This window comes from Pseudomonas sp. 44 R 15 (assembly GCF_900004965.1).
GTDB classification, from domain to species: Bacteria; Pseudomonadota; Gammaproteobacteria; order Pseudomonadales; family Pseudomonadaceae; genus Aquipseudomonas; species Aquipseudomonas orientalis_A.
The window spans coordinates 1-7,688 of record NZ_CVTU01000043.1 but is presented as its reverse complement, the minus strand read 5'-3'; the positions used below and the strand labels follow the sequence as shown (position 1 = coordinate 7,688).

6 protein-coding genes are annotated in these 7,688 nt (G+C 60.3%); 1 reads left to right on the top strand and 5 read right to left on the bottom strand.

Going from position 1 to position 7,688, the window contains the following annotated elements:
* The 4 genes from BFP93_RS04980 to BFP93_RS04965 form a co-directional block, all read right to left on the bottom strand.
* Window positions 1-878, bottom strand: an 878-nt coding sequence (locus BFP93_RS04980; RefSeq protein ID WP_141687943.1) for a filamentous hemagglutinin N-terminal domain-containing protein, incomplete at its 3' end; no start/stop codon positions are given.
* A 31-nt stretch (window positions 879-909) separates the two neighbouring features.
* On the bottom strand, window positions 910-2,628 hold the full coding sequence (locus BFP93_RS04975) for a ShlB/FhaC/HecB family hemolysin secretion/activation protein (RefSeq protein WP_065892299.1): 1,719 nt from the start codon (window positions 2,626-2,628) through the stop codon (window positions 910-912).
* 238 nt (window positions 2,629-2,866) lie between these two features.
* Complete coding sequence (locus BFP93_RS04970) at window positions 2,867-4,474, bottom strand: ArnT family glycosyltransferase (protein WP_065892298.1); 1,608 nt, start codon at window positions 4,472-4,474, stop codon at window positions 2,867-2,869.
* An 86-nt stretch (window positions 4,475-4,560) separates the two neighbouring features.
* Complete coding sequence (locus BFP93_RS04965) at window positions 4,561-5,526, bottom strand: arsenic resistance protein (protein ID WP_065892300.1); 966 nt, start codon at window positions 5,524-5,526, stop codon at window positions 4,561-4,563.
* A gap of 140 nt (window positions 5,527-5,666) precedes the next feature.
* Between BFP93_RS04965 and BFP93_RS04960 the strand changes: the two genes are divergently transcribed.
* Complete coding sequence (locus BFP93_RS04960) at window positions 5,667-6,080, top strand: hypothetical protein (protein ID WP_065892297.1); 414 nt, start codon at window positions 5,667-5,669, stop codon at window positions 6,078-6,080.
* A gap of 397 nt (window positions 6,081-6,477) precedes the next feature.
* Here BFP93_RS04960 and BFP93_RS04955 read toward each other — a convergent pair.
* Window positions 6,478-7,625 (bottom strand): IS3 family transposase gene (locus BFP93_RS04955; RefSeq protein WP_122582746.1). Its coding sequence is split into 2 segments (ribosomal slippage): window positions 6,478-7,370 and window positions 7,370-7,625, totalling 1,149 coding nucleotides; the frame shifts between segments, so codons are not numbered across the junction.
* Between the last annotated feature and the right edge of the window lie 63 nt (window positions 7,626-7,688).

Below are 7,688 nucleotides of genomic sequence, written 5' to 3'. Positions count from 1 at the left end.
GCCAGGGTGCCATCGAGCTTCACGCCCACACCGGCTTCGGTGCCCACCAGTTTGATCGCGCCGGCGTACATGCCGCCCAGGGCCGACGAGTCGATCGCAAGCTCGGGTTTGGCGCTGCCGTCATCGGCGCGGGCGGTGGTTTTCAGGCTTTGTGCATCGACGTCGTTGCGCCCGGCGATGACGTTGAGTTCGCGGGCGTTGATTTGTGCATTGATCTTGGCCGAGCGGGTGATGATGTCGAAGCGGTCGACGTTGCTGGCGTTCAGGCCTTCGCCATCGATGGTCACGGCGCCGCCATCGACCTGGTAGCTTTTCAGCTGGCCGGTGGGGTCGATGATGGGTTTGCCGGTGGTGAGGGTGACGTTGGGCGTGTTGATGAAGCCGCAACCGGCGCAGGTCACGCCGTACGGGTTGGCCACGATGACCTTGGCCGACTGCCCCGCCACTTCGGTATAACCGCGCAACTGACTGGCGCTGCCGCCGTTGACTTCGTTAAGAATGACGCTGGCCGCGCCGCCCTTGAGGTTGGGGTTGCCGACAATGATCCCGCCCAGTTGGGTGTTTTGCAGCGCGCCGTTGGCGTTGTTGAGAATCACGCCGTTGGGGCCGACGTTGTACTGCTGGAACTGGTTATGGGACAAGCCTGCGCCGTTGGGCGTGGCGATGTTCACCACCGGCACGCCATTGCCCGCCGCGCCCACAGTGGTACCCGGCGCACTGACCACGATGCCCTCGGCCTGGGCCAGCAGCGGTTGCCAGAACAGTGCGTTGGCGAGGATCAACGCCAGCCCGCGTTTGGGCAGGCCGAAGAACGCGTTTCGCGGTTTCAGGGTGGCGGAAGGTTGGCGGGCCAGGAAGGCAAATTGTCGAACGTCCATTTTCAGTTTCTCGCTGCGGCGCAACGTTGAATTACAGGAAGAAATCCAGGCGGAAGTAGATCGGCGCTTCGCGCTCGGTGACGACTCCGGGTCTTTCCAGCGAGTTGGCAAAGGTCACGCTGGTGCTGACGTTCTTGCCTCGGGCGAACAGCTCCAGGGAGTTGCTGGACACGCGGCCATGAACGTTGTCGTTGTAGCGGTCGTTGCGGATCACGCCCTGGTCGTAGCCGACGCTGGCGCCGTATTCGAAGAAGGCCGGGCGCATCCAGTCGAGGGTCACCGGGCGCGCCCAGCGCACTTCGTTGCGCCAGTAGCCGCCGCTGTCGCCGGTCAGCAACTGGTCCTTGAAACCGCGCACCGAAGCCGAGCCGCCGAGGCTCATGCGCTGGGGCGAGAACAGCGGGTCTTCACTGCGTTGACCGGTGGCCAGGCTGCTGAAGCTGAACGACTCGCCCCACAGACTGAACGGTTGCAGGTAGCTGACGGTGGCGGTGTATTTGCGGTAGCGCGAGTTCGGCTGGCGGCGGCCGAAGGCGTCGCGCTCTTCCTGGGACTGGGCGTCGAGCAGGCCGATGCCGTTTTGCATGCCCAGGTCCAGGTTGACGAAGGCCGTGCCGATACGCCGACCGTGGTTGACGCCCAATTGCAGTTCGCTGAGGCGGTTGCTGCTGGGCGCAGTGCGCACGTCGAGGATGTAGTTGTTGGTGCGCAGGTGCGCGAGGCCGACGTTGACCGAGGTCTTGCTCACGTCGTCGCGGTGGATCACTCGTTCGGCGCGCAGTTGGTGGTTCTGGTTGTCGCCGTCCTGCTTGTATTTGAAGTCGTCGGTCACGCCGAAGGTGCGGTAGTCGCTCTCGCTGTAGGTGTAGCTGAAGTTCCACCAGCCCCAAGGCACGTTGTAATAGAGCATGGTGTTTTTCGAGGTTTTTTGGTGGTCGCTGATGGCGTCATGGCCGCCGCGCAGAATCAACTGGTCGCCCAGGCCCAGCGGGCTGTCCCATTCAAGGCCGGCGCCCCATTGCTGTTCGCCGGTGCTTTTCTGGCCGTCGTTATTGCGCGACAGGCTGGCGCGCCAGGGCTTTTGCGCGGTGTTCTTGACCACCACGTCGCTGCCGCCGACTTGCTTGCCGGGGGTCAGTTCCATTTGCGCCTGTTTGGACGGCAGGCGGTTGAGCTGGTCCACCAGTTGCTCGATTTCACGCAGGTTCAGCGCTTCGCCGACCTTGCCGGGAAACGCCATGGCCAGTTCGCGTTCGGTCACGGTGCTGCCTTCGGCGCTGCGCAAGGCTTCGAGCTTGCCTTCCACCACCAGCACTTGCAGGTGGCCAGTGGACAGGTCCTGCTGCGGCAGGTAGGCGCGGCTGGTGACGCGGCCTTTGCCGAGGTAGTAGTCGGTGATGGCCTTGAGCAGGTCGTTGAGCTGGGACACGCCCAGGCATTGGCCGACGTAGGGCTTGAGCAGGCGCTCGCGCTCGGAGGCCGGCAGGCTGTCGGCGCCTTTGAGTTCGATGTCTTTGATCGGGAAGCAACGGGTGTCGGCGGGCGTTGCGGGGGCCTGAGGCTTGTCCGCTTTGCCGGGCAGGTCCTTGAGTTCTTCAAGGCGCCGCTGTTGCTCTTCGAGCAGGCGGTTCTGCCGATCGCGGATCAGGTCCTGGTCCCCGGGCGTGGGGGCGGCGAATGCGCTGTTCAGCGTGAAGAAAGTCAGCAGGCAGACGCCCAGCAGCCGAGTCCATGGCAGGAGCAAGTACATGTTCGATCCGTCGATTTACAAAGGGCGGCAAATTAACATCGAAGCATGCGTCATGCCAATATCCCGACTGCTTTATCGGCAGGCGCCTTAAAAACAACTAACCGACTGATTTTTAAATAAAATCTTATTAAGCATCGGTATCTTGCCTGGCGATTCCGATAGACGGTAGCAATGATCTAACTGATGAGTAACGGTAACGCGCCGAGCGTCGCTTCAGATGCTTTCTAAAAAGGGCTTCTCAGTTGAGCAGAAACACCATCAACGCATTGTCATTCAACCGCCCCTGAAAGCTCGGCGCCAACGGCTCGACCGGCGACCCCTTCAACAGCGCCGCGTCCTTGCGCGCCACAATCACCCAGGATGGCCGGGGCAATGTGGCGAGCTTTTCCAGTTCGTTACGCCCGACGAAAAACGGCTGTTCATCGTGGTCCAGGTTCATCATGTAGCGCACCGCCCAGGTGTCCCGGCCCAGGTCGACAAATACCAGAGGGCCCGGCTGCGCATCCCGCAACGCCTCCACCTGGCTGACAAACTCCCGCGTATCGAACTGAAGATCCTTGGCCGGCTCGATGACGGTGACCAGCAGCAACCACTGCGCCGCCAGGGCGATCATGCTCAGCCACACCAACCGCCCGGCCCGACGCCACGCCAACAGCGCCGCCACTTGCATCAGCACAAGCACGCCGATCAATAACGGCATCGAAACATCAGGCCAATAGCCGTGCTTGTGCCAGGCATACCGACACGCAAACACCACCACCACGCACAGCGCCGGCAGCGCGACGACGAGCCCCTCGTAGCAGCGGCGCACGCCAACGAGCCAGCCTTGCGCCTGAAGCAGCCCGTAGGCCGCCACAGCAGCAAACATCGGCACCATGGGCAGGATGTAATAGGCACGCTTGAAGTGCGGTACTGACAGGCCGAGCAAAATCATCAAGCCGCACGCGCCGAGGCGTATCAGCAACTGCATATCATCATTGACCCAGCGCTGCGCCCAGCGATGACGCAGCGCGATCAACGTCGCCAGGGCCAACGGCACCACCGGGAAATACCGGTACAAACTCAGCTGAAAGTAGAAGTAAAACGGCTCGCCGGACTCATCCAGCCGCCCGCCGACCTGCATCCTGAACACCTCATCGGCAAAGGCATCGCCCCCGCTGATTCGGGCGAGCTTCATCAGCACCCACCAGCACGCCACCAGCATCAACAAGCCGACCACGCCGTGAACCAACACCTGCCTGACCCGCTCCCCCGGCCGACCCAGCACCCAGTACACACATGTCACGCCACACACCTCGATCAACCCCAGCGGCCCACGAATCGCGAAGGCCAGGATAAACAGGGGGAAAACTACGAGTTGCCTGAACCGTGAGCCCAGCCGCTCGCCACTGTGCAGCAGGTAGAAACTGCCGACGCACAGCAGCGCAACCATCTGGTCCAGGCACACCGAGCGCGACTTTTCGAGCAGTTGGGTGGTGAGCAGAGTCAGCAGCACCGTCAGTAATGCCCAAGGCCGGCTGGCCGGTGCGAGCAGGCGATAGATCAGGGCAACGACCCCCGCCGAAGCGAGCGCGGTGGGCAGCACATTCGCCAGATGGTTCGGCGCGTCAAACAGCCGGGCGAAGACAAAACTGAAGAACGTCGCGGTGCCGGGGTAATCCGCGTACGGCTGGCCGTAGGTGGTAGGGAAAAGACTCGCGCCGTGGCGAAACATTTCCTGCAGGAACAACGCCCATCGTCCGTCGAAGCCTTGGGGCTGCTGATCCCAGATACCCAGGGTGAACAGCAACAAGGCGATCAGAAAGATGCCCAGTGACTCCAGGCGAAAGCGGCTGCGATGATCCATCGGGTGACCTGTCAGGTGGGAAGCGCGGGCTTATGGTGCCGACCACCCCCCTGAACAGCGTCTGAACGAACCTGCACATTCATGCATTACCGACTGGCGCGCCATACCAGGGCCGGGATCAGGCGGATGTAGATCAACTGCGCAACCAGTTCGACCAATGTTTGCAGGATGACCGCCGTCGCGGCCAAACCGCGCACTCCGTCAGGCAACGCCAGCGCCAGGGGCAACACCACCAGGGAATTGCGGGTGGATGCGCTGAACGTCACCGCACGCGCCGTTGCCGCCGGCAGCGCGAACACCCGCGCGGCCAACATCCCCATCAGCGGCGCCAGCAGCGCGAAGCCTGCGTAGATGGGCAGCACCGGCACAAGCAGGCGGATATCCCGAATCACTGATGTGATCTGCGATCCGATCACTACAAACAGCACGAGGGCCATCGCCGGCACCGGCAACCAGGCCCAGGCGCTGTTCCACCGGTTGATCAGCAGTGATCGTCGCGCGTAAAAAGCCGTCAACGCGGCCAGCAGCATCGGCAGCGCGATCAACAACAGGAACGCTTCGATAAACGGCGCGACCGCGATCACCACCTCCGAGTGCGCTCCCAGTATCAACCCCAGGTACACCGGCAGCAGGGCCAATTGCACCAGTAACAGTAACGGCGTGGCCGCCAGCATCAACCGCGAATCACCTTTGCCGATGTGGGTAAACACCACCACGTAATCGATACACGGCGTCAGCAATACCAGCAACGCGCCCACCAACAGCGCAGGGTGCTCCAACAGGCCACGGGTCAGCGCCCATACCAGCAAGGGCACCAGGATGAAATTGGCCAGCAGCAACGCCAGCATAAAGCGCCGGCTACCCCAGCCACGGCGCAGTTCGAGAAAAGGGATTTGCAGGAACATCGCGTACATCAATACCGCGATGGCGGGCGTGACCAGTGCGCCAAGCCCCTGAGCAAAAGACGGCGCAAATGCACCACAGAGCGCGGCCAGCAGGGTGGCGGCAAAATAGAGGGGAATCTGATTGTGCTCAAGGGTGTCGCGGGTCATGAAGACGCTCTGGCAGGTGGCGAAGGCCAAGCCTATTCATCTATTGCCCGGTGGTCGAGTTGGATGTGCGAGCAAACCTGCTTGGGATTTCCCCCAACCTGCGCTTCAATACCTGCCCCAACCCCAAGGACGTTACGCCCATGGCCTCGCCAAACAAGCAGCAAAAACGCGCCCAGCGGGCAAAAACCAAGGCCAAGCAAAACCGTACCCAGCGCGCCGTCGCCACCAAGCCGGATGCGTTCGCCGGCGACGACAGCCGAATCGACCTTGAGTCAGTGGACTTGACCGAGCTGTTCGTGGAGATGCGCACGGCGGGAGAAATCAGCCAGCAGGCGCTGTGTGCGGTATTCCTGGCGCACCCGCTGCTGGCGCTGGTGCTGGAACAGGAAGGCGAAGAGGAAGCGACCGACTTTATCCTGGCCGCGCTGATTGAATATCGGCAATGGGCCACTGACAGCGATGACGAGACCGCCGCATTGGCATGGATCGAATCGCCGCAGTTCCAGGCGGACTACGTCGCCGCATCCCAAGCGCTGGCAAACTCAGCAGACTGACACATACAAATGTGGGAGGGGGCTTGCCCCCGATGGCAGTGGGTCAGTCACCTATTTGTCAACTGACCCACCGCTATCGGGGGCAAGCCCCCTCCCACATTTTGATCTACATTTTGTCAGTTCAGTACGGGAGCGCCGGCTCTCTGGGCCTTGCGACGACTGGCTACAAACAGCCCCGCCAACACCACCAGCAAGCTCAGAACGCCCGTCGCGATGATTTCGACCCGATGGGCCTCCTGGAACAGTTCACCCGCTGCCAGACATTGGCATGGATCGAATCGCCGCATCCCAAGCGCTGACGAATTCAGCATACTGACACAGACAAATGTGGGAGGGGGCTTGCCCCCGATGGCAGTGTGAGGTGGTCAACTTTTTCCGGACACCTCAATCGGTGTTTTCAGGCTGTTTGCCGCTCGTACTGATTGGGCGGCAAATAGTCTAACGATGAATGCATTCGTCGTTCATTGTAGAACCGCACAATGTAATCCGTGACGTCCCTGATTGCTTCATCATGATTGGCATAGTCCTTCCTCCAAACACGCTCCATCTTCAGGTTCAAGAAGAAACGTTCCATGACTGCGTTGTCCCAGCAGTTGCCCTTGCGGCTCATGCTGCAGCGCAAGCCATGTCGTGTCAGCATGGCTTGGTAAGTAGCGCCTGCATACTGGCTGCCCCGATCTGAGTGCGCGATCAGACCCGGTTTAGGCTGCCTCTGTGTGATGGCTAGTTGCATAGCACTGCACACCAACTCTGCGCGCATATGCGGAGCCATGGACCAGCCTACGATCTTGCGTGAATACAAATCCATGACAGCCGCCAAGTACAGCCAGCCGCTTCGAGTGCGAATATAAGTGATGTCAGCAACCCATGATTGGTTGATCTGCTCGGGGTTAAACTGGCGGTTGAGCAGGTTCTCAGCTACCGGGAAATTATGATTACTGTTGGTGGTATGAACGAACTTGCGCTTCCAGATCGGGCGTAAATCCTGTTGTTTCATCAGCCGACGGACCTTGTGCCGCCCAATGGATACGCCATCGCTACGCAGTGCTTTCATCACCCGACGACTGCCATAACAGTGCTCATTGGTCATGAACGTAGCTTTGACCTGAGCTGCAACCGGACAGACAGCTTTTGGCTTAAAAGACCGCTGACGAGCTTCATAGAACCCCGAACGGCTGATCCGCAAAACCCGGCAGATACGTATTACCGGGTAGGCCTTGCATTGCATTTGGTGAACCAATTGGTGGATCACTTCAATTCGCGGGCAAAGAAGGCCGTAGCTTTTTTTAATATATCGTTGTCAGTCTTCAGCTCGCGGATCTGCTGCTCAAGCTGACGAATACGCTGTTGCTCGCTGGTTAACGGTTTACCAATCCCTGTACCACCTAACTGCTCGGCTTGGTACTGCTGGACCCAGCGGCGCACGGCAGTGTCACTCAAGTCTAAATCGGTACAAACGGAGTTCACGCTCAGGCCTTGGTCAACAATCATCTTGCAGACTCTTAGCTTGAAAGCGGCGTCGAATTTTCTGTACTTCTTGGTCATGGAATACTCCTCAATAGGTGTAGTTTCACCTATTGAGGTGTCCGGGACTATTAGACCAGCTCA

What these genes read in the sequence shown, in the direction of transcription:
- BFP93_RS04970 (WP_065892298.1), bottom strand. Translation starts at nt 4,474, where the DNA reads ATGGATCATCGCAGCCGCTTTCGCCTGGAGTCACTGGGCATCTTTCTG.
- BFP93_RS04965 (WP_065892300.1), bottom strand. Translation starts at nt 5,526, where the DNA reads ATGACCCGCGACACCCTTGAGCACAATCAGATTCCCCTCTATTTTGCC.
- BFP93_RS04975 (WP_065892299.1), bottom strand. Translation starts at nt 2,628, where the DNA reads ATGTACTTGCTCCTGCCATGGACTCGGCTGCTGGGCGTCTGCCTGCTG.
- BFP93_RS04960 (WP_065892297.1), top strand. Translation starts at nt 5,667, where the DNA reads ATGGCCTCGCCAAACAAGCAGCAAAAACGCGCCCAGCGGGCAAAAACC.